Origin of the sequence: Bacillus sp. FJAT-18017, from assembly GCF_001278805.1 — a bacterium.
Classification (GTDB): Bacteria; Bacillota; Bacilli; order Bacillales; family Cytobacillaceae; genus Bacillus_D.
This window is the reverse complement of sequence record NZ_CP012602.1, coordinates 3,561,001-3,580,167: the sequence shown is the minus strand read 5'-3', so window position 1 is coordinate 3,580,167 and position 19,167 is coordinate 3,561,001. Positions and strand designations below refer to the sequence as shown.

Sequence of the window (19,167 nt, the reverse complement as noted above, 5' to 3'; positions counted from 1 at the left end):
AACGTATGATAGTAATCATAATAAGATACTTCAACTATCCTTTTCCCCGCTGATTGTTAGCCGGGTAAACTAGGGTATGAAGCCCTTGAAAAAGACCTGCTTCAGACCAATAGGACTTTTACGGTCAGCAAATTTGGTCCCTGCTTTTTTAATAAAATTAGAATATTGAAATGGCGATTTTCTGCCTGTTATCGCGGGATAAAATTACCATTCTTATAGAAAACTACTCCCAAGGAGGAATTTAATGTGACTCAGGCTAAATTACAATCAGAAGCCCTCGCGGCTCTGCAGGATAAAATTCAGTTGATAAAGACTGGTAAAGGTGCGATTTATTTGGTGGGGCCTATCAGGCTTCCAGTCAATCTTTATGGAGAAACTGTTGTATTCCAGTGGTATTGCTGGCTCAATTGCGATGAAGTAACGGAGGACTTCCAGCGGATCATTGATAAGCTTTCAGCTGTAAATCTTGCCGAATTACAGCAATCCAGTGTGCTTGTTTACGGTGACTTCCAGTATGGAGATGACGCGATTATGCGGATGCATTCGATCTGTCATACTGGAGATATTTTCGGCAGCAAGCGCTGTGATTGCGGGTTCCAGCTAAAACAATCGATGAAAATGATTGTTGACCATGGAACTGGGGCGCTGTTTTACCTGGCAAACCATGAAGGCCGCGGAATTGGTCTATTCAGCAAAGCAATGGCCTACATTCTTCAGGAACAAGGCTATGATACTGTTGAGGCAAATGAAAAGCTCGGGTTTGTTGATGATGCGCGAAATTATGATGATGCGATTTCCGTATTGAAGGCACTGCGTTCCAAGCCAGTGACCCTGATGACCAATAACCCGCGGAAGCTGGAAGCGTTGAAGAAATCTGGTTTGCCAGTCAGTGGACGGAAGCCGCTTTGGGGAGATGTTTCCGAATATAACGAGAAATATCTGCAAACCAAAATCAATCGGTCCGGGCATCTGAAGGAAGATGAACAAGGGGAAGTCTCAAATGACTAATCATGAATTTTATATGGATTTGGCGCTGCAAAATGCGCGTGCCATGAAGGGACAAACAGATCCCAATCCGCTAGTTGGCTCTGTCATTGTCAATGACAACCGAATTGTCGGGGTGGGAACGCACCTAAAAGCAGGCGAACCGCACGCGGAAATCCACGCACTAAGGATGGCCGGGGACAAGGCAAAGGGCGGGACGATTTATGTAACGCTTGAACCGTGTTCACATCATGGCCGAACTGGCCCATGTGCGGAAGCGATTGTTCAGGCGGGGCTAAAAAGGGTCGTCATTGCGGCACTGGACCCAAATCCGGTCGTTTCTGGGAATGGAGTCAAAATCCTAAAAGATGCGGGCATTGAAGTGACCATCGGCATCCGCGAGGAAGAGTCGCGGAGGATGAATGAAGTGTTCAATAAATTCATTGTTGAGAAGAAGCCGTTTGTGACCTTGAAGGCTGGAATAACTCTTGATGGGAAAATTGCCAGCCATTCATCTGATAGCAAATGGATTACTTCCGAGGAAGCAAGGCACGATGTCCACCATCTCCGCAGCGAGAATATGGCGATTCTTGTCGGTGCCAACACAGTTATTAAGGATGATCCTGAGCTTACTGCGCGGATTCCGAATGGCCGCAATCCAATCCGTGTTATCCTTGATTCAGCTCTTAAGCTGCCGCTTGAATCCAAAGTGGTAAACGACAGGCTTGCGCCCACATGGATTTTTACAAGCCGTGATTTTGATAAAGAAAAAGCAGAAACACTCGCTAAAAAGGGAATTGAAATTTTCCAGACAAGCGGTGAAAAGCGGGTCGACATTCTGGATGTTGTTGCGATTCTGGGTGAAAAACTTGTGTCATCTGTCCTGATTGAAGGCGGAGGAACTGTGAACGGCAGTTTTCTTGAACAAAAATTAATCGACAAGGCTGTCCTTTATGTGGCCCCTAAACTGATTGGCGGTAAGAACGCACCTACATTCCTCGAGGGGACAGGAATTGATAAGATGAAAGATGCGATTGAGCTAAGCAATACCAGCATTACCCAAATCGGAAAGGATTTCAAATTTGTTGGGTATCCGGTTTATCAGGGTGGTGGAAATTGAATGAAATTTGGCTTTGATATTGATGATACACTGATCAACCTCAGGGAACATGCTTTTGGAATTTACAATAAAAAATTCAATAAGCAGGTGCCTATTGAAGAATTCCATAAACTGAAACGGGTTGAAATCCATGAGCCGTTTGGCATGACAGACGAAGAAGGAAGGCAGGCATGGCTTTCCTCGCTCGAGGAGATTTATTTTACGACATGCCCTGCTTATCCTGGCGCTGTTGAAGCATTGAATAAGCTTGCTGAGCAAGGGCACGAAATCTATTACATAACTTCAAGGCCGGAGGGCCACCGGGAACGAACGATTGAATGGATGAAGGAGAATGGATTTCCGGTCGAAGACAGCCGTTTTTTTTATGGGATGCGGGATACGGAAAAGGTCGATATCATCCGGGATATGAAGCTTGATTATTATTTTGACGACAAGCCGGATGTGCTTAACACATTGCTGAAAGAGGAAGGGCTAAAGGTTTACATCAAGGATCAGTCGTATAACAAGCACCTGGAATTTCCGAGGATTTTAGACTGGTCTGAACTTGGCCGTATATTGGAGAAAGAAACCGAAAACTAAGTGATTAGGAACAACTGCACACAAACATGTGCAGTTGTTTTAATTTTGTTCACTTTTTATAAATTTATTTTTCAAAACAATTCAAATTATTGGGAAAATTGATATAGTAAAGGTGGTATGTAATAAGAAAGAGGTGGGACTATGGAACTATTGGCGGTCTCTGATTTAAGGAAGACGTTCAAGGAGTTTGAAGCTATAAAAGGTGTCTCGTTCTCGGTTTTGAAGGGTGAATCATTCGGGCTTCTTGGGCCAAACGGGGCAGGCAAGTCGACGACAATCAACATGATGACAGGCTTGTTTCCCCCGACATCAGGAACTATTACCATTGCAGGGATCAACATGGTTAAAGAACCAAAGAAAGCTCAGGGACTGATTGGAATTGTTCCGCAGGATATCGCGCTATATCAGGAAATGAGTGCAAGGGAGAACCTGAATTTCTGGGGCAGGATGTATGGTTTGAAAGGCCGTCTCCTTGAGGAACGCGTGAATGAAGTCCTTGAGTTAATCGGATTATCCGACAGGGCGAAGGACAAGGTGGTTACCTTTTCAGGGGGTATGAAGCGAAGAGTCAATATTGGCGCAGCAATCCTCCATAGGCCACAGCTTTTGGTCATGGACGAACCGACAGTTGGAATTGATCCTCAATCCAGGTCCCATATTCTTGAAACGGTACGGAAGCTAAATCGAGAAGGGATGACAGTCATCTACACGAGTCATTACATGGAGGAGGTGGAGTTCCTTTGCACGCGGATTGGTATTATGGACCATGGGAACCTGATTGCCTTAGGGACGATACCAGAACTTAGAGAATCGATTGGTGATCGGTCGCGAATGGTGTTCGATATCCATGGGGAGTTTGACCAGCCAGTTGAATTTACGAGCGGAATTCCCCCGCAGGATATACAGGTATCGGGAAAAAAACTTACAGTATTCCATAAGGAGCCACAAACCGTATTGGGTGCAATTATTCAGGGGATTGCCGATCAGGGTGCCGGTATTTCATCGGTTGAAATTGTCGAACCAAATCTCGAAAGCGTCTTCCTGCATTTGACAGGTAGAAGCCTTCGGGACTAGGAGGGATTTCCAATGAATTTCTTATGGCTTGCTGCCAAAGATCTTATGCTGTTTGGGAGGGACCGGAAGGCGTTGCTTACCCTTGTATTGATGCCTATGATCCTAATCGGGATACTTGGTGCTGCATTTGGAAACATGATGGGGGAAGGCGAAGCTGATATCGACAAATTTACATTAGGCATTGTAAATCTTGATGATGGTGAACTTGGCAAGGTGTTGACACAGGATGTTTTTGAGAAAGGGCTGCCAGAGCTTGTAAAGGTCAAGACGATGGAAGAGGACAAATTGTATGGCCAGCTGAAAGAACAAAAGGTTTCAGTTGGTCTATTTATAGGAAAGGACTTTTCAAACTCGGTATTGTCCGGAGAGGAAACAGCGGTAAAACTCATCTCAATCCCTTCGGCGGGTATACAGCCTACCATTGTAGAAAATGTCGTCCAGCAATTTACAAGGCAGGCTGCAGTCCAATCGGCTGGAATGAGGCTAGCTATCGAAGCTGCTGCTAAAACTGGAACACAAGTCGACCCACAGGTGGCTTCATGGGATTCAGTGGAAGCGGATTCCTCGGTATTACTAAAGGAAATGGCTGCCGGGGAAGATGCAAAGACAGTCAGCTCGTTCCAGTATTATGCTGCAGGGATGGGTGTCATGTTCCTGTTAATGACAGTCGTTGCCGGAGTTTCGGCAATGATTCAGGAAAAAGAGCAGGAAGTATACAAAAGGCTTCTTGTAACAAAATTGACCAATGGGCACTACTTGGCAGGAAAGATGGCTGGGCTGCTTGTTATTGCATCCATCCAGCTATTGATTATCATCCTGGGGACACGATTGATTTTCGGGGTTGATTGGGGAAGTTCTTTATTAGGGTTGCTGCTTATTGGGGTGTGCTTTGTATTCAGTGCTTGTGGCTTGGGGGTGTTTGTAGGCTCGCTTATGAAAACAGGAAAATCCTTTGAAGTTGTCGGCAGCCTTGGTACGCAAATCATGGCTGCGATTGGGGGCAGCATGGTACCTCTTTACTTTTTCCATGATTTTGTAGTCATGGTGACAAGGATTTTCCCGAATGCGCTAGCACTCCAATCATTTCTTGAATTAATGGGCGGCGCCGCAGCGAAGGATGTAGTCCTCGACGCCGCAGTCTTGCTCGGTTTGGGGCTTTTGTTTCTTGCCTTAGGCTGGCTGCGCCTGTCAGCTGAAGGGAGGGGCAAGTATGCGTAAAGTGATGGCGATAGCCTTTTTACATGTAAAATCGTTATATCGGACACCTTCGGGATGGGTTGTTATGATTGTAATGCCACTTCTGTTCAGTTTGATATTCGGAGGAATGGGCACAAATAGCCAAAGGGCAAAGCCGCTCGTGGCAGTGGCAGGCGGCGGCGACATGTTGTCTGACCAAACCATCAGCTTACTGACAGCCAATGGTCAATACAATTGGGAAGAAGTATCTGAACAAAAAGCAAAGGCTATGGTTAAGGAACAGGAAGCAATTGCGGCCGTTCTTGTTTCCAAGGGACTTGAGCAGCGTATCCTTGATAAGGAGCCAGTTTTCGATATTGTTGTCCAGCGGGAAACCCAGGAATATACAGGGTTGAAGCCATATCTTGAGGGCACAGCGAGAACGATAATGAGTTCCATGTCGTTAACTGGAAGCATTGGGGATGAGGCACTGCCGGCTTTTTTTAACGAAATTGCCGGCCATGAAGGAATCAAGGTCCAAAAGGAAATGATTCAGCAGGAAGGCAAGAGTAGCGCAGATGTAAGTGTTCTTGCACTGGGATTTACGATTATGTTCATGATGTTCGGGATATCGAGTGCAGCCTCGACAATACTTGAAGAGAGGGCTGGCGGAACCTGGCCAAGGCTGCTAACGACGCCAGCTACAAAAGGACAAATCATTGCGGGCTATGTCGTTTCGTATTTCCTGATGGGCTGGATTCAGCTCGCTGTATTGATGGCGGCAATATCAATTATATATGGCGGACAGTGGGGGAATCTTGTCTGGTTTTTCCTTTATGCTTCGCTCGTCATCCTGACAATCGTAGGGTTTGGATTAATGATAGCAGGCATTGTCAAAACGAAGCAGCAGGCAGGTGCATTAAACGCGGTGCTCATAGTCAGTACATCGATGCTTGGCGGCATCTACTGGCCGCTCGATGTTGTACCGGAAATTATGAGGCTTATTGCCAAGTTTGTCCCGCAGAGCTGGATGATGTCGGGCATCCGTGAGATTGTCAGCGGCAGTTTACACACTGGGAATATATTAACTTCAGTACTGGCTTTAGTCGGATTTTCAGTCGTTTTCTATGCTGTCGGACTGAAAAAAATGAAATATTGAGGCAAACGGCAGGAAATGGATATTTGAAATGAAACATTTTATTTTGAATTTCTCTCAGTTAAAGATATAATGATAATAATTTCATATGTATCCTTCGGGGCAGGGTGAAATTCCCTACCGGCGGTGATGAAGCAAAAGCTTCTAAGCCCGTGACCCGCTTGCCAATGGCAAACGGTGGACTTGGTGAAAATCCAGGGCCGACAGTATAGTCTGGATGGGAGAAGGATTGGTGATACTCGGGAAAAAGGCAAATCTGCCTTTTATTAGCCATGCAACTAGCTACGCTGGCAGAAGGTCTTGTTTCCGGTATCTTATTTAACTATGACTTTTTCCAGCCCCAAAGAAAATCTTTGGGGATTTTTTACATTCGGCAAGATACTTGTAAAGAGAATGGATATGCTTATAGGGAAGAACAAAAAGGAGTAAAGAGATGTTTACTGGGATTATTGAAGAGATAGGGACAGTTTCAAGTATCACTACAACGGCCACTTCTTCTGTACTTTCGATTTCCGCTTGTAAGGTATTGGAGGATGTCCATCTTGGTGACAGTATTTCTGTCAATGGAGTCTGCCTGACAGTTACAGCCTTTTCAAAGACCGAGTTTAAAGTCGATGTCATGCCTGAAACCGTAAAAGCGTCAACCATTCATATGCTTCATAAGGGTTCAAAGGTCAACCTGGAGAGGGCGATGGCAGCGGGCGGAAGGTTTGGCGGCCATTTTGTCAGCGGACATATTGATGGTACTGGAATAATCAAGAACAAGAAAAGACTCGATAATGCGATCTACTATGAAATAGAAACAAGTCCTGAAGTCATCCAATTTATCATTCTCAAAGGATCTGTTGCAGTGGATGGGACGAGCCTGACAGTATTCGGAGTGGCCGACCGCACCTTTACCATCTCTCTCATTCCACACACCTTATCCGAAACAATCTTATCGGAAAAAGGATCAGGAGATAGGGTGAATGTAGAATGCGATATGTTGGGAAAATATGTTTATAATATTTTGAACCCTGGCCAGCAGGAAGGAAAAAGAGGCACATCACCGACCCTGACTGCACAATTTTTGAAGGAGACTGGTTTTATTTGAGGAGGAGGCACCTTTGTTTAATTCAATAGAAGAAGCATTAAAGGAGTTACAGGCGGGAAAACCAATTATTGTTTGTGATGATGAGGATCGTGAAAATGAAGGGGATTTTATATCTCTAGCCGATAAGGCAACACCTGAGGTCATTAACTTTATGGCCACCCATGGCCGCGGACTTATTTGTGTTCCGATAGAGGAACAATTGGCGGCGAGACTGAATCTGCATCCAATGGTAACTGATAATACCGACCCGCATGGAACTGCTTTTACGGTCAGCATTGACCATAAATTTTCTACAACCGGAATATCAGCATACGAACGCTCTGCGACTGTCTTAAGTCTAATTGACCCAGAGTCTAAGCCTGAGGATTTTAAGAGGCCAGGGCATATTTTTCCTTTGATAGCCAAAGACGGCGGTGTGTTAACAAGGCCAGGCCATACAGAAGCTGCTGTCGATCTGGCAAAGCTTTGCGGGGCCAAACCGGCTGGCGTCATCTGTGAAATAATGAACGAGGATGGGACAATGGCAAGGCTGCCACAGTTAATGAAGGTAGCCGAACGATTTGAACTTAAGATGATTACAATTAAAGATTTGGCCGAATTTATTAAAATTAAAAATGGCCAAAATCCTATTTTGGAGAACAATAACAGAAGTTAATGGAGGAAATGTCATGAATCGATTATTTGAAGGAAATTTAGTAGGAACTGGATTAAAAATCGGCATTGTTGCAGGACGCTTTAATGATTTTATTACTGATAAGTTAGTAAGTGGTGCTCAGGATGCACTTAAACGCCATGGCGTTGATGATGCGGACGTTGATATTGCCTGGGTACCTGGTGCTTTTGAAATACCATTAATTGCTCAGAGAATGGCTAGAACAAATAAGTATGATGCAGTTATTACTCTTGGTGCTGTCATTCGAGGATCCACACCTCACTTTGATTATGTATGTAATGAATTAGCAAAAGGGGTTGCAAGTACTTCGCTTTCAACTGGAGTGCCTATTAGTTTTGGAGTCCTTACTGTAGATTCCATTGAGCAGGCAATTGAACGTGCCGGGACAAAAGCTGGAAACAAAGGCTGGGATGCTGCATCCAGTGCCATCGAGATGGCAAACCTTATTCGTGATATGGAAGTATAACCAGATTAGGCTGGCCGATTTTTAGCCAACCATCTCTATGAAAAAAAGCAACTGCTTTTATGCAAGTTGCTTTTTTCATTTTTAACGGACTTGGCAGAGGGCACAACAAATGCTTCATGTCGACAAAATAGTAAAACCGTCTCAATCCGAGACGGTTTCCAAACCCTTAGGAAAAACTCAATGCTTTGAACTTATGCAGTTGTTCCTCAAGGAATTTTGCAAGTTCCAGCATGCCATACTTTCCGGCACGAGCTTCGGCATCAGAATTGTAATTAGTATTGGTATTGATATCGTAAGTGAAAATTTCACCATCCGCATTGCGAATGAATTCGATTCCGGCAACAGCGATGTTGTTTGCAGCAAGAACCTTTTCATAGTTTTTCAAAATAGGCTCATAGAATCCATCCACGATTTGAAACTTTGGTTTTTCTTCAACCTCTTCGCCGACAGGGCAGAATAGATCTCCAATTTGGCAAGCATCGGCAGGGCAAAGCTGGAATCCCTCGGAAGTATCGACACGGACTGCATAAACAAACTTTCCTCCAACGAATTCACAGCGGGTAATATAGCTTTCTGGTGACTGAATGTATTGCTGGATTAGTGTAACCCCATCGATGGGCTCTTCAAAAGCAGGGCTTTCCACATACTGGCGAAGCGCTTCAATGCTTTGGAAAAGCTGTACGCCAAGCCCTTTGCCTGCACGATTATGCTTCGTAATGAATGGCTGGCCATCAAATGACTCTGCTGCTTTTAATATTTGAGCCTTGCCAACCGCGGCAATTGTTTTCGGCGTCCGGACTCCGTGTTTTTCGAGCTCCAGATACTGCTTCACCTTGCTAACTTCGAGCTCCAGTGCACGGCTGCCATTAAAGACAGTTCTGCCATGAGCTTCAAGCCATGCCAGGACTTGTCCGGTCAATTCGGCAGCGAATCGGTGATCACGTGTATGCGAAGAGGCACTCATCCTGCTGTAAAAAATACCTTCAGGAGGCTCAGAGGATAAATCGACTGTCCCTTCATCCAGATGCCATTCTTCAAATGGGAGGCCAAGTTCCTCCAGGCGCCTTCTTAAATGGACTGTCCATTCTTCATTTTCGTGGATGACATAAATTTTACTCATTGGACAATACCTCCAGTTAATTGTTTGCGTTTTTCTTCAACAAGGGGCATAACCTGACTCGCAAAGCGTTCCATTTCCTCTAGCTGAGGAGAGAATTGCAGCAAAAGCAATCCAAGTCCAGCCTCTTCGTATTGTAGGATCCGTTCGGCAATTTGATCCGGGGTCCCGACAAGATTTGGACGCAAGCCGCGGTTTGAGACAGAATAATCCTGCAGCTGAATTTGCTGTTCAAGCTGTGATTTGCTTGTAAAATCTTTGAATCCTGCATAGGCGCTGGATTCTTTTACATCCGTGATCCGTGCTAGCTCAGCAAATGCTTCTTCTTCGGTATCCCGGCAAATCACATATGCAGCCATTCCAAATTCGGAGAGCTCTTCTTTTCCCGCAGCCATGCGTCTGGATTTCATATCTCCGATTTTAGTTGAAATTTCTTCAACTGTTCCGCCATGCATAACATAGGCATCACATTTTTCAACGATAGTCTGTTTTCCTTTAGGGCTCTCCCCGCCGGCGTAAAGAATAGGATTTGGACGCTGTACTGGCTTAGGGAAAAGCTTGGTGTCCTTGAGTTGATAGAACTTACCTTCATAAGAGAAGCTGTCCTCACTCCAGAGGCCCTTCAATACATCGATAAATTCAGTTGTCCGCTCGTAACGTTCATCATGTTCTGTAAAAATACCGCCGTATTGGCGCGCTTCCTCTTCCCACCAAGCAGAAACAACATTTAAGGTAAAACGGCCGTTGCTGAGCTGGTCGATGTTGGCAGCCATTTTTGCGGTTACTGCGGGATTATGGAAACCCGGGCGGACTGCTGTCATAATTTCAATTTTCTCGGTAACGGCTGCCAAAGCAGCAGCTGTTGTCCATGCTTCAAGAGCATCCTGTTCTGGTCCTTTTATATCGTTCAAGTATAGCTCGGCGATCAAAGTTGTTGAATATCCCCATTGTTCGGCAGACTGAACAACCTGTTTTGCATAGTCAAAAGTCGGGGGCATATTCTCGTTATCTACATTGCGGAGCCACCCGCCAAATATAGGCAGCCAAAATCCATATTTCATTGCTGTCCAACTCCTTGTAGGTACTTTAAGTCTATTAAACCAACCGACTTAGTCGGTTTGCTTACAAAAATAAAAAAATCTCTTCACAAAAGAAGAGAGTAAGGTTTCACGCTACTCCCCATCTTCCAAACAATTTGTTTGCAGGACTTAGCACAGTATCCTTGATGGACCTGTTGCCGAGACATCATCGGGCCTTTCCCTCCGTCTCTCTTGATAGAGAAATCATATAAAGTTTTAGTTTGATAAAGTGATAATAGTGTAAATTGCCAGTAAAGTCAATCGATTGCAATTTCTTTTTAATTAATAGTAGACAATCTATTCTATCTCCGTTCCAGATAGCTAATCTCGAAAATAATCATCGCGGGGAAATTTGAGGGGAACGCGGACTTGAGGACTGCCGCGGGCGATGCTGAAATCAAATAGAACGTTCTAATGGATTTATTAATCCAAATAGAATAATAGAATGGCTCTAATGGATTAATCTGCCTTACCCAGGCCTCGATTAACCTAATAGAAGGGCTCTAATGGATTAATCTGCCTTACTCAGCCCTTGATTAATCTAATAGAAGGGCTCTAATAGATTAATCTTCCTTACCCAGGCCTCGATTAATCTAATAGAAGGGCTCTAATAGATTAATCTTCCTTACCCAGCCCTTGATTAATCTAATAGAAGGGCTCTAATAGATTAATCTTCCTTACCCAGCCATTGATTAATCTAATAGAAGGGCTCTAATGGATTAATCTTCCTTACCCAGAACCTGATTAATCTAATAGAAGGGCTCTAATGGATTAATCTTCCTTACCCGGCCCCTGTTTAATCTAATAGAAGGGCTCTAATAGATTAATCTTCCTTACCCAGCCCTTGATTAATCTAATAGAGGGTTTTTTATGGATTAATCTGCCTTACCCAGCCCTTGATTAATCTAATAGAAGGGACTAATGGATTAAACCGCCTTTCCCAGGCCGCGATTAATCTGATAGAGAGGTTAAATGATAAGTTATCTTCTTCTCTTAAAATAACTATATTTTATTTACAAATATTAGAATTATTCTTCAAAGGTCTCCCGGCATTCCGCAGCTAAATTCACTAACAAAGACCCATAAAATAAAAAAAGAGGGCTTGTCCAGCCCTCTTGGTGTAAGTCTATTAGATTCGTTTTGCACCTACGTAGCGTGGCTTCCAGTATGAGTTGCTCAGGTAAGCAATTGAAACGCCTTTGGATGAAGCGGAGTGGATGAACTTGCCGCTTCCAAGATAGATACCAACATGAGAAACTTTGCTTGTGGAAGTAGTTTTGTAGAATAACAGATCACCTGGTTGAAGGCTGTAAACTCTTTTACCCTTAGTCCACATCTCACCAGTAGTACGAGGCAAATATTTGCCTGCTTTACCGAAAGAATATTTTACTAGACCGGAACAATCAAATCCGCTTGTGGTAGTTCCGCCCCATTTATATTTAACTCCAATATTGGCTTTAGCAACAGAAATAGCTTTCGTGTGGTAGTAGGCGGCTTCGCCCATCGTCGGCAGGATAGTAGTCAGCATCGTTGTCATTAGAAGAATTGCCATAAATTTCTTCAACATAGTTGTTTACCCCCTGGTGTTATTTGCTAAACCTACTATACTTGAATTAATTTAACAACGTCATCACAGGAAGGTTACAAGTATGTTACAAGAAAATATGAGAATTCTGAAAATTCGACAAGATACCTGATCGAATGAAGGAGATTTCTCGTGTAAAAGAGTGGAATCCCTTGTAGTATATGGGTTTTTACCACTTGTTTCGACTTGGCGAATTCTAGTTTTATGGTGATTCATCTTTGTAAAACCGAATGGAAAAAATATGATAAAAATGTGTCTTAATGGTTTTTAAGGTAATTTTGCAGATAAAAAAGTAGGATTTCTTACAAAAATGATATAGTACTTTGTTACAAAACAAAATGGGGGATTGGAATGATAAAGGGGATAGTCTTTGACTTTGATGGGTTGATAATTGATACTGAGTCACTTTGGTTTGAAGCTTATAAAGAAGTAATGGGATACTATCAATGTGAGCTAACGCTAGAACAATTTTCGAAGGTGATTGGCACTACTGACGAGGCACTGCATGTATTTTTTGAAAAAACCACAGGAGTAACCTTTGTTGAAGTGGACATTGAAGGTAAAACATATGCCCTGTTTCAAGAAAAAGCAGGAGCCCTTGAATTACGGGAGGGTGTTCGTGACTATTTGGAGGAAGCCAAAAGACTTGGCTTAAAGATTGGCCTCGCTTCAAGTTCGGGAAGGGAGTGGATCATGGCATACTTAAGAAAGTTCAGGATTCATCATTATTTTGATGTCATGAAAACAAAGGAGGATGTTGAAAAAGTAAAACCGGATCCGGCTCTATACCAACAAGCACTCATTGATTTAGGAATTCAGCCCTCAGAGTCAATCGCATTTGAAGATTCGCTGAATGGCTCACTTGCCGCAAGCACAACTGGTATGCATTGTGTTGTGGTCCCAAATCCGGTTACAGCATCATTGCAATTTTCTGAGGATCATTTAAGATTGTCGTCGATGGCCGAAAAAAGCCTTTCCCAAGTCATTATGGAAGTTGAAAGCAAAAAGAGCTTCTCCCGTCCATAAACGGAGCAGCTCTTTACATTTTCATTCCTAAATCGTTTTATAAGCAGAGAAATTTTGCTTCAGAACGTTTTGCAGTGAGGATTCGAATTCAACAGGCCAATTGTTACCGAGCTTGTTGAGTTCGTTTGCATGTCGTGGATGAAGGCCAATCACTTTAATTTCTGAAGGCCCCATGTAGGTAAGCATTTTAAAAAGCTCCAGCAGACTTGTTACCCCATCAGGAGTTAGATTTCCGGTACCATTGAAATCAAATAGGATTGTTTCAAAATCACCCTCATATACATTCCGAACGGTGTGGTCCATAATGGCTGCAATTTTCTCCCCGGTCAGATCTCCAAACAGGGGGACAAATGCCAAATTCTCTGAAATGGGAATGAACGGGCCTGAAAGCTGATTTAGCCTTGCCATAGTTTCCATCAGTTGTTCTTTTTTCTCAAATAACTCGAAGTCGGTATGGAGAAGACGTTCCTGAAGTGCATCAAGTTTCGCCTCCAACTCCAAGTTTTCCTCACTAGAAGGCAAAGCTATTAGATGGCAAAACCCGTCAGCATCCCATTTTGACTTCAGCTTAAAGAGCACCAATGGATTATTGCGCGTTTTCATATTCAGTTCTATTCCATCTGCTTTCTCTTTTGAAAAAATGAATGTATACAGTTTGTTTTGGCTGTCCTCATCCACTAACTGATAAAATTGTTTGCCGTCGAGGTCGAACAGAATATGAGCTTCATCGGAAAAATTAAGAATTTCGGCTTCTTTATTAAACTTAAAATAGGGTACAGGGAGAATTCTTTCATTGATAGACATTTGTCCGGCCTCCTGTTCTATACAACCGCAGCCAGGTTTCGAGCTCGGTCAACCCTTCAAAAATTTCGACTTTACTTAGTGAAAGAGAGCTTTGATATTTGCTGGCAATCCGTCCGCCAACTAATACCTTCGGGGGCTGCTTAAGACTGGTAAGGCTCGTTATGTAGTCCTTCACTATTGGTAGATTGTATACAATTGAAACGGAAATACCAACAACGTCCGGTTTCCAATTCTCTGCTTTTGCCACCGCATATTCAAGTGGCAGATCCGGTCCATAATACCTGGTTTCCCAACCGGATTCCTCAAAAAGAAGATTGGCCATTTTTAAACCGAGATAATGCCGTTCTCCCTCAACACAAAAAAACATCGCCTTTTTACTTTTGGGTGTTTCCTCTTGTTGAGCGGGAGGGTAAAGCCTCGAAATAAGATAGTCACATATACCAGTTGCAAGATGCTCGTCCGCAACGGTAATTTTATTCATTTCCCAGAGCTGGCCAATATGTTGCATAGCCGGGGTAATGATTTCCTCAAAAATTTCCTTTTTTGATCTAAATTGATTGCGTTCAAGAAATTGTATTGCTAGCCGTTCGTTACCATCGAGTAGATAGTTAACATATTCCTGAATTTCTGTATCCTTCACACAGACACCTCGTTTCACCTATACGTCTATTATTCATGCTATCGAATTTATTCCGGCTTTCAGCGCAGTTTGATAGAAATCCAGACGCTTTGAATCACTATCCTTATAATCTTTTAAAACATCACGAATGATTGCGAAGTTATCTATAAGATGCTTGCTCTCCATGCCATGTTTTATCAAAATTCCATTAAGCCACTTTGTATAATCGGTGAATACAGCAATATCCTGTAAATCAAAGGCTGTTTTCAGGTGATTCAAATGGTGAAGATTGTCTTCATAGCATTTTGTTTTCCCTTTTTCACCAAACCGTTCGAGCAAACCGGGTTCCCGTTCATAAATAATCGCTGTCACTTTAGTTGCAAGTTCTTCAGCAAGGAAGATTGTTGTCATTTTGCCACCACCTTAAATTGGCGTACAGTAGGAATAATTCCGGCAAGTTCCTGGTCAGGATAGTTCTTTTCCATATCATGAATTCGTTTGAAGTCACTGCCAGTAATCCAGTCCATGTAGTGCTCTTTTGTTTTAAAAAGAAGCTGAACGGTAAGCTCCCCAGGCCGTTTGTCATTTTGTAATAGTAAGAAATCGACAAACCCAGGTGCCCCGTCGACTAAACGAGAGCGGTTCCTGTATATGGAAATGACTTCATCTGCCTTATCCTCCGGAACATCAAATGTAGAAAAAACTGAATACATATAACTCCCACCTTGCCTTTTACCCTTGAGGATAGTTTTTAATCATTATATCTAACAAAAGGGAGAATTGATAACTTCTAAGAATAGAGTCAGCTAGTATTTAGAATTACTTAGAAAGATATGATTAAACAATACTGTAGTTCGAAATTTGTCATACGTGGTTTCTTTTCCTTTTTTAGCAGAAGTGATAAGGTGAAAATAGGAAAACTTTCCGATTCGGAGGGAGTGGGATAAGTATGGTCAGTCGTCCTGAACCAGGGGAGTACAACCCCTATTATGCACCGTACATTGATTTGATTCCTCAAGGCGACCTTGTTACTATTTTGGAGCGGCAGGCAGAAGAGACGAAAATCCTTTTAAAGGGACTATCCGAGAGACAGGCAGATTTCCGCTATGGAAAAGGGAAGTGGAGCATTAAGGAAGTACTCGGACACATTACCGATACTGAACGGATTATGGCATACCGGCTGCTGGTCATTGCCCGAGGAGATATGGTTGATTTGCCTGGTTTCGACGAAAATGAGTACGTAAGGCAGGGCGGATTTGACAAAATTCCTTTTTCTAAGCTGCTGGACAATTTTTTGGCAGTAAGGGCAGCAACTCTTTCATTGGTTAACATGATGGATTCGTCTGTATGGACACGTGAAGGAGTGGCCAACGGCAGTAAAGTTTCCGCACGCGCTCTCGTTTCAATTATTGCAGGACATGAGCTTCATCACCGCAAAATCATCATGCAGCGATATATCGGTTCGGGTGGATTTCCGCAGTGGTAATAGTTTGCTAGCATTCATAGAAAATGTGCTTTGAGGCAGGGAAGCATCCCTGTCTTTTTTCGTGCGTGACTTACCATAAAGAGGAGGTGTTAAGTTTGCCACGAAAAGGCGCGCTAAGGTGTAAATTGTTGCGAAGGCAAGCAGCAAAAACGGGCTTCCTAACTCCTTGCTTGAATACTTAATCGGGGGCACGTAAATAAATCATGGCAACAGAAAATCGCCTTCGGTTTAAACCAGTTCCGTCATGGAAATTATGTAGTCATGGAGAACACGCAAAAACATTTCGTTTTTCCTTAAAAGGAGTGAATGTACGTGAGTGAAGTCCCAAAAGACAGAAGTATCGATAACAGTCTCGCTTTGATGCAGGAAGGATATGAATTTATCCAAAACCGCGTGAAGCAATATGGAGCCGATTTGTTCGAGGCGCGCATTCTTGGCCAAAAGGCGGTCTGCATAACAGGTGAAGAGGCAGTGAAAGTTTTTTATGATCCTGAACTTTTTCAGAGAAACGGAGCAGCACCGAAGAGAATTCAGAAGTCGTTGTTTGGTGTGAATGCAATCCAAACGAAGGACGGTGCAGTCCATCAAAGCAGAAAACGGTTATTCATGTCACTTTTGTCTCCTGTAGGCGTCATGGAACTTGGGCAGCTTGCCCGGAAACGATTTAAAGAAGCCTCGGAAAGTTGGGAGAGGATGGAGCGGGTCATTCTTTTTGATGAATCCGCAGAAGTTCTTTGCAGGGTTGCTTGTGAATGGGCGGGGGTTCCGTTAAAGGATGAAGAAGCGAGGGAGCGGGCAAATGACTTTAATGCCATGGTTGATGCATTTGGTGCAGTCGGTCCAAGGCATTGGAAAGGCAGAAGGGCCAGGGAACGCAGTGAGGTATGGATTACCGAGGTCATCGAGAAAGTCCGAAACGGAGAACTGATGGCACGAGAGGGCTCAGCTCTGTCTGAATGGGCAGCCTATCTTGACCCTGATGGAGAATCTCTTGATGCAAAAATGGCTGCTATCGAATTAATTAATATCCTTAGACCAATCGTTGCAATTTCAACCTTTATTGCCTACAGTGCACTTGCGATCCACGACCATCCGGAGTGCAGAAATAAACTGGCTGCCCATGGTGAACAATATCGGGAATGGTTTGTTCAGGAAGTACGACGCTTCTACCCGTTTGGGCCATTCCTTGGTGCAAGGGCTCGAAAAGATTTTACCTGGAAAAATTATCATTTTACCGAAGGGCAGCTTGTTCTTCTTGATATTTATGGAACGAATCATGACTACCGGCTTTGGGAATTCCCAAAAGACTTCCTTCCTGAGCGATTCCGGGACTGGGATGGAAATCTCTATTCGTTTATTCCGCAAGGTGGAGGGGATCCTGCCCGAGGCCACCGCTGTCCAGGTGAGGGTGTGACGGTGGAAGTTATGAAAGTGGCTGTCGATTTTCTAGTTAATGAAATCCAGTACGAAGTCCCCGAAGAACAAGATTTGAGCTACAGCCTTGTGCGCATGCCGTCACGGCCGGAAAGTGGGTTTATTATCACTAATGTGAGGAAAAGATAGGGCGGGATTAAGCTGATGCCTTAAAAGAGGAAGTCCTTCTAATTTAATTAATTTGAAAATGCTTAGGGCAATTTCCTAAGCATTTTTTAGTATATAAAAAATTTTCGGAGGAAAGAGGAAACTGTTTAGCCATTATAGAAATAGTAGAAATACCATAAATAGGGAGATGGAAAAATGGGCAGCCAAGTTTGTGTTATAGGCATTTATGTGCCGGATTTGAACAAGGCAGTTGATTTTTATTCAAATACGCTGGGGTTCCAATTGAACAAGCATTACGGTTCAAAGATTGTGACACTTATGCACGAGGAAATCCCAATTGTCCTCGAGGAAAGTGAAGGTGCTGCATATACTCGCGATACTAATGTATCTGGAGTAGTGTTAGCATTAAGGACGGAAGATATAGAAGAAACTCTTAAACTTTTAAAAGAAAAAGAAGTAGAACTCGTAGTAGATACGCCTGCAGATTGTCCCCCTGGAAGGTATATTAGCTTTAGAGACCCCTTTGGGAATGTGTTAGAGTACATCCAATTCGATACCTTAGAATAAATTATGAGGCTGTCCAAAAGGTCGTTGAATAACGACTTTTTTGGGACAGCCTCTCTTGTTCTTCAACTTTTATTTAACAGTGTATCAAGCACTTTTTGGACTTCATAGCCCTGCTTGAATGTAACAAGCCTGGAGGATTTTGCATCAAATGCTTGAACAAGCTCGTCCATAAAAGCGGAATAATGGCCTGAGCCTGCCACTTCGAGTTTTGTTTGAGGTTCATTTATTCTTGAAGCCCATAGTTCTGACCAATTCAATAGAGAAAGGGTGCCTTCTGAGCCGTACAGATCAAAACGAAGTTTCTCTTTCATCCCGATACCGGTGAGGCCATTTAGCAGAATAGGAATTCCGTTCGCCATGCGTCCGCTGGCTATAATGCCAGTTTCGCACAAATCCGGGTCTTTCGGGAGTTCGAGTGAGGCTGTAACGTCACATATATCTCCGAACAGCTGCTGAATCATCTGGATAAAATGGGGAAACACTTCCCTGACAAACCCACCTTGTTCACGGGACGAAATCCAGCTGTTTTTTTGCCAGTATCTTGGCCATTCCTGAAAATGGCAGTGAAGTTCAATTCGGCGCAGCGCACCTAGGAAACCCTGGTTGACCAGTCTTTCCAGTTCAATAAAGCCGGGAGCGAAAACGGAAGGAAAGTTGACAGCGTGCAGCAGGCCTTTTGCTTCAGCGGCATGAAGCATTTCAGCTGCCTCAGCAACCGTGCTTGCAAGCGGTTTTTCACATAGGACATTTTTTCCATACTCGAGGGCCTCGAGTACAAATTGGTTGTGAAATTTCGGTGGAACTGCTATATAAATTAAATTGATGGCCGGATCGTCAAGCAGTTCCCTGTAATGCCCGGCTGCAGTGATTGAAAAGCCTGCAGAAATTTCTTGAAGCCTGCTATTGTTCGTGTCAAAAATGCCTCTTACCTCGATTTCAGGATGGGCTTGGAATTGAGTGAGTACACGCTCACCAATCCCGCCCACTCCAATGATGCCGACCTTAATCTTTGCCACTGGCA

Annotated in this window: 20 protein-coding genes, 1 pseudogene and 2 riboswitches; of the genes and pseudogenes, 13 read left to right on the top strand and 8 right to left on the bottom strand. The window is 43.5% G+C overall.

The genetic code is table 11. From position 1 onward, the window contains the following. Window positions 1-246 precede the first annotated feature (246 nt). From AM500_RS16725 to ribH, 9 genes and pseudogenes are all read left to right on the top strand, one after another. Window positions 247-1,008: a GTP cyclohydrolase II gene (locus AM500_RS16725; RefSeq protein ID WP_053600225.1), complete on the top strand. Its 762-nt coding sequence runs from the start codon at window positions 247-249 to the stop codon at window positions 1,006-1,008. Then, window positions 1,001-2,104 (top strand): bifunctional diaminohydroxyphosphoribosylaminopyrimidine deaminase/5-amino-6-(5-phosphoribosylamino)uracil reductase RibD, encoded by a 1,104-nt coding sequence (gene ribD, locus AM500_RS16720; RefSeq protein ID WP_053600224.1) that lies wholly within the window; start codon window positions 1,001-1,003, stop codon window positions 2,102-2,104. Before AM500_RS16725 ends, ribD begins: the two co-directional genes overlap by 8 nt. Beyond that, a complete protein-coding gene (locus AM500_RS16715; RefSeq protein ID WP_053600223.1) occupies window positions 2,105-2,683 on the top strand; it encodes a 5' nucleotidase, NT5C type in 579 nt (192 codons plus the stop codon). 141 nt (window positions 2,684-2,824) lie between these two features. Further along, window positions 2,825-3,757, top strand: a complete 933-nt coding sequence (locus AM500_RS16710) for an ABC transporter ATP-binding protein (protein WP_053600222.1) — start codon at window positions 2,825-2,827, stop codon at window positions 3,755-3,757. 12 nt (window positions 3,758-3,769) lie between these two features. Beyond that, entirely contained in the window at window positions 3,770-4,975 is a 1,206-nt protein-coding gene (locus AM500_RS16705; protein ID WP_053600221.1) for an ABC transporter permease, read from the top strand. Continuing rightward, entirely contained in the window at window positions 4,968-6,092 is a 1,125-nt protein-coding gene (locus AM500_RS16700) for an ABC transporter permease (protein WP_053600220.1), read from the top strand. The genes AM500_RS16705 and AM500_RS16700 overlap by 8 nt, the downstream gene beginning before the upstream one ends. Before the next feature lie 86 nt (window positions 6,093-6,178). Next, window positions 6,179-6,322, top strand: a riboswitch (FMN riboswitch). Between the two features lie 200 nt (window positions 6,323-6,522). Then, window positions 6,523-7,182 carry a riboflavin synthase gene (gene ribE / locus AM500_RS16695; RefSeq protein ID WP_053600219.1) on the top strand — a complete coding sequence of 220 codons (660 nt, stop codon included), beginning with the start codon at window positions 6,523-6,525 and terminating at the stop codon, window positions 7,180-7,182. A 13-nt stretch (window positions 7,183-7,195) separates the two neighbouring features. After that, window positions 7,196-7,783: pseudogene (gene ribB / locus AM500_RS16690) on the top strand (3,4-dihydroxy-2-butanone-4-phosphate synthase); the annotation flags it as partial. A gap of 67 nt (window positions 7,784-7,850) precedes the next feature. Further along, complete coding sequence (gene ribH, locus AM500_RS16685; RefSeq protein WP_053600218.1) at window positions 7,851-8,321, top strand: 6,7-dimethyl-8-ribityllumazine synthase; 471 nt, start codon at window positions 7,851-7,853, stop codon at window positions 8,319-8,321. A gap of 166 nt (window positions 8,322-8,487) precedes the next feature. Here the strand turns inward: ribH and AM500_RS16680 are convergent, their stop codons facing one another. The 3 genes from AM500_RS16680 to AM500_RS16670 all read right to left on the bottom strand — a co-directional run bounded on the left by AM500_RS16680 (window position 8,488) and on the right by AM500_RS16670 (window position 12,084). Beyond that, entirely contained in the window at window positions 8,488-9,441 is a 954-nt protein-coding gene (locus AM500_RS16680; RefSeq protein WP_053600217.1) for an ATP-grasp domain-containing protein, read from the bottom strand. Then, window positions 9,438-10,499 carry an LLM class flavin-dependent oxidoreductase gene (locus AM500_RS16675; protein WP_053600216.1) on the bottom strand — a complete coding sequence of 354 codons (1,062 nt, stop codon included), beginning with the start codon at window positions 10,497-10,499 and terminating at the stop codon, window positions 9,438-9,440. Before AM500_RS16675 ends, AM500_RS16680 begins: the two co-directional genes overlap by 4 nt. Before the next feature lie 115 nt (window positions 10,500-10,614). Continuing rightward, a riboswitch (SAM riboswitch) is annotated at window positions 10,615-10,719 on the bottom strand. Window positions 10,720-11,646: 927 nt separating this feature from the next. After that, entirely contained in the window at window positions 11,647-12,084 is a 438-nt protein-coding gene (locus AM500_RS16670; RefSeq protein WP_053600215.1) for a C40 family peptidase, read from the bottom strand. Window positions 12,085-12,453: 369 nt separating this feature from the next. Here AM500_RS16670 and AM500_RS16665 point away from each other — a divergent pair, with 369 nt between their 5' ends. Beyond that, window positions 12,454-13,128 carry an HAD family hydrolase gene (locus tag AM500_RS16665; protein WP_197282608.1) on the top strand — a complete coding sequence of 225 codons (675 nt, stop codon included), beginning with the start codon at window positions 12,454-12,456 and terminating at the stop codon, window positions 13,126-13,128. Window positions 13,129-13,155: 27 nt separating this feature from the next. On the opposite strand, the gene AM500_RS16660 is transcribed toward AM500_RS16665, so the two are convergent. Genes AM500_RS16660 through AM500_RS16645 form a run of 4 tightly spaced genes read right to left on the bottom strand, consistent with a single transcriptional unit; the run spans window position 13,156 to window position 15,264 of the window. Next, a complete protein-coding gene (locus tag AM500_RS16660) occupies window positions 13,156-13,932 on the bottom strand; it encodes an STAS domain-containing protein (RefSeq protein WP_053600214.1) in 777 nt (258 codons plus the stop codon). Continuing rightward, window positions 13,919-14,572, bottom strand: coding sequence for a cobalamin B12-binding domain-containing protein (locus AM500_RS16655; RefSeq protein ID WP_053600213.1), 654 nt, complete (start codon window positions 14,570-14,572; stop codon window positions 13,919-13,921). Before AM500_RS16655 ends, AM500_RS16660 begins: the two co-directional genes overlap by 14 nt. A gap of 33 nt (window positions 14,573-14,605) precedes the next feature. Continuing rightward, window positions 14,606-14,962: a hypothetical protein gene (locus AM500_RS16650; protein WP_053600212.1), complete on the bottom strand. Its 357-nt coding sequence runs from the start codon at window positions 14,960-14,962 to the stop codon at window positions 14,606-14,608. Then, window positions 14,959-15,264: an antibiotic biosynthesis monooxygenase family protein gene (locus AM500_RS16645; RefSeq protein ID WP_053600211.1), complete on the bottom strand. Its 306-nt coding sequence runs from the start codon at window positions 15,262-15,264 to the stop codon at window positions 14,959-14,961. The genes AM500_RS16650 and AM500_RS16645 overlap by 4 nt, the downstream gene beginning before the upstream one ends. A 236-nt stretch (window positions 15,265-15,500) precedes the next feature. Between AM500_RS16645 and AM500_RS16640 the strand changes: the two genes are divergently transcribed. From AM500_RS16640 to AM500_RS16630, 3 genes are all read left to right on the top strand, one after another. After that, window positions 15,501-16,037 (top strand): DinB family protein, encoded by a 537-nt coding sequence (locus AM500_RS16640; RefSeq protein ID WP_053600210.1) that lies wholly within the window; start codon window positions 15,501-15,503, stop codon window positions 16,035-16,037. A 360-nt stretch (window positions 16,038-16,397) separates the two neighbouring features. Beyond that, entirely contained in the window at window positions 16,398-17,600 is a 1,203-nt protein-coding gene (locus AM500_RS16635) for a CYP152 family fatty-acid peroxygenase CypC (RefSeq protein WP_442854016.1), read from the top strand. 174 nt (window positions 17,601-17,774) lie between these two features. Continuing rightward, complete coding sequence (locus AM500_RS16630) at window positions 17,775-18,146, top strand: VOC family protein (protein WP_053600208.1); 372 nt, start codon at window positions 17,775-17,777, stop codon at window positions 18,144-18,146. 62 nt (window positions 18,147-18,208) lie between these two features. Here the strand turns inward: AM500_RS16630 and AM500_RS16625 are convergent, their stop codons facing one another. Further along, entirely contained in the window at window positions 18,209-19,162 is a 954-nt protein-coding gene (locus AM500_RS16625) for a Gfo/Idh/MocA family protein (protein WP_053600207.1), read from the bottom strand. Between the last annotated feature and the right edge of the window lie 5 nt (window positions 19,163-19,167).

Coding starts and splice junctions, on each gene's coding strand:
- ribD (WP_053600224.1), top strand. CDS start 1,001: ATGACTAATCATGAATTTTATATGGATTTGGCGCTGCAAAATGCGCGT.
- AM500_RS16715 (WP_053600223.1), top strand. CDS start 2,105: ATGAAATTTGGCTTTGATATTGATGATACACTGATCAACCTCAGGGAA.
- AM500_RS16710 (WP_053600222.1), top strand. CDS start 2,825: ATGGAACTATTGGCGGTCTCTGATTTAAGGAAGACGTTCAAGGAGTTT.
- AM500_RS16705 (WP_053600221.1), top strand. CDS start 3,770: ATGAATTTCTTATGGCTTGCTGCCAAAGATCTTATGCTGTTTGGGAGG.
- AM500_RS16700 (WP_053600220.1), top strand. CDS start 4,968: ATGCGTAAAGTGATGGCGATAGCCTTTTTACATGTAAAATCGTTATAT.
- ribE (WP_053600219.1), top strand. CDS start 6,523: ATGTTTACTGGGATTATTGAAGAGATAGGGACAGTTTCAAGTATCACT.
- ribH (WP_053600218.1), top strand. CDS start 7,851: ATGAATCGATTATTTGAAGGAAATTTAGTAGGAACTGGATTAAAAATC.
- AM500_RS16680 (WP_053600217.1), bottom strand. CDS start 9,441: ATGAGTAAAATTTATGTCATCCACGAAAATGAAGAATGGACAGTCCAT.
- AM500_RS16675 (WP_053600216.1), bottom strand. CDS start 10,499: ATGAAATATGGATTTTGGCTGCCTATATTTGGCGGGTGGCTCCGCAAT.
- AM500_RS16670 (WP_053600215.1), bottom strand. CDS start 12,084: ATGTTGAAGAAATTTATGGCAATTCTTCTAATGACAACGATGCTGACT.
- AM500_RS16665 (WP_197282608.1), top strand. CDS start 12,454: ATGATAAAGGGGATAGTCTTTGACTTTGATGGGTTGATAATTGATACT.
- AM500_RS16660 (WP_053600214.1), bottom strand. CDS start 13,932: ATGTCTATCAATGAAAGAATTCTCCCTGTACCCTATTTTAAGTTTAAT.
- AM500_RS16650 (WP_053600212.1), bottom strand. CDS start 14,962: ATGACAACAATCTTCCTTGCTGAAGAACTTGCAACTAAAGTGACAGCG.
- AM500_RS16645 (WP_053600211.1), bottom strand. CDS start 15,264: ATGTATTCAGTTTTTTCTACATTTGATGTTCCGGAGGATAAGGCAGAT.
- AM500_RS16640 (WP_053600210.1), top strand. CDS start 15,501: ATGGTCAGTCGTCCTGAACCAGGGGAGTACAACCCCTATTATGCACCG.
- AM500_RS16635 (WP_442854016.1), top strand. CDS start 16,398: ATGCAGGAAGGATATGAATTTATCCAAAACCGCGTGAAGCAATATGGA.
- AM500_RS16630 (WP_053600208.1), top strand. CDS start 17,775: ATGGGCAGCCAAGTTTGTGTTATAGGCATTTATGTGCCGGATTTGAAC.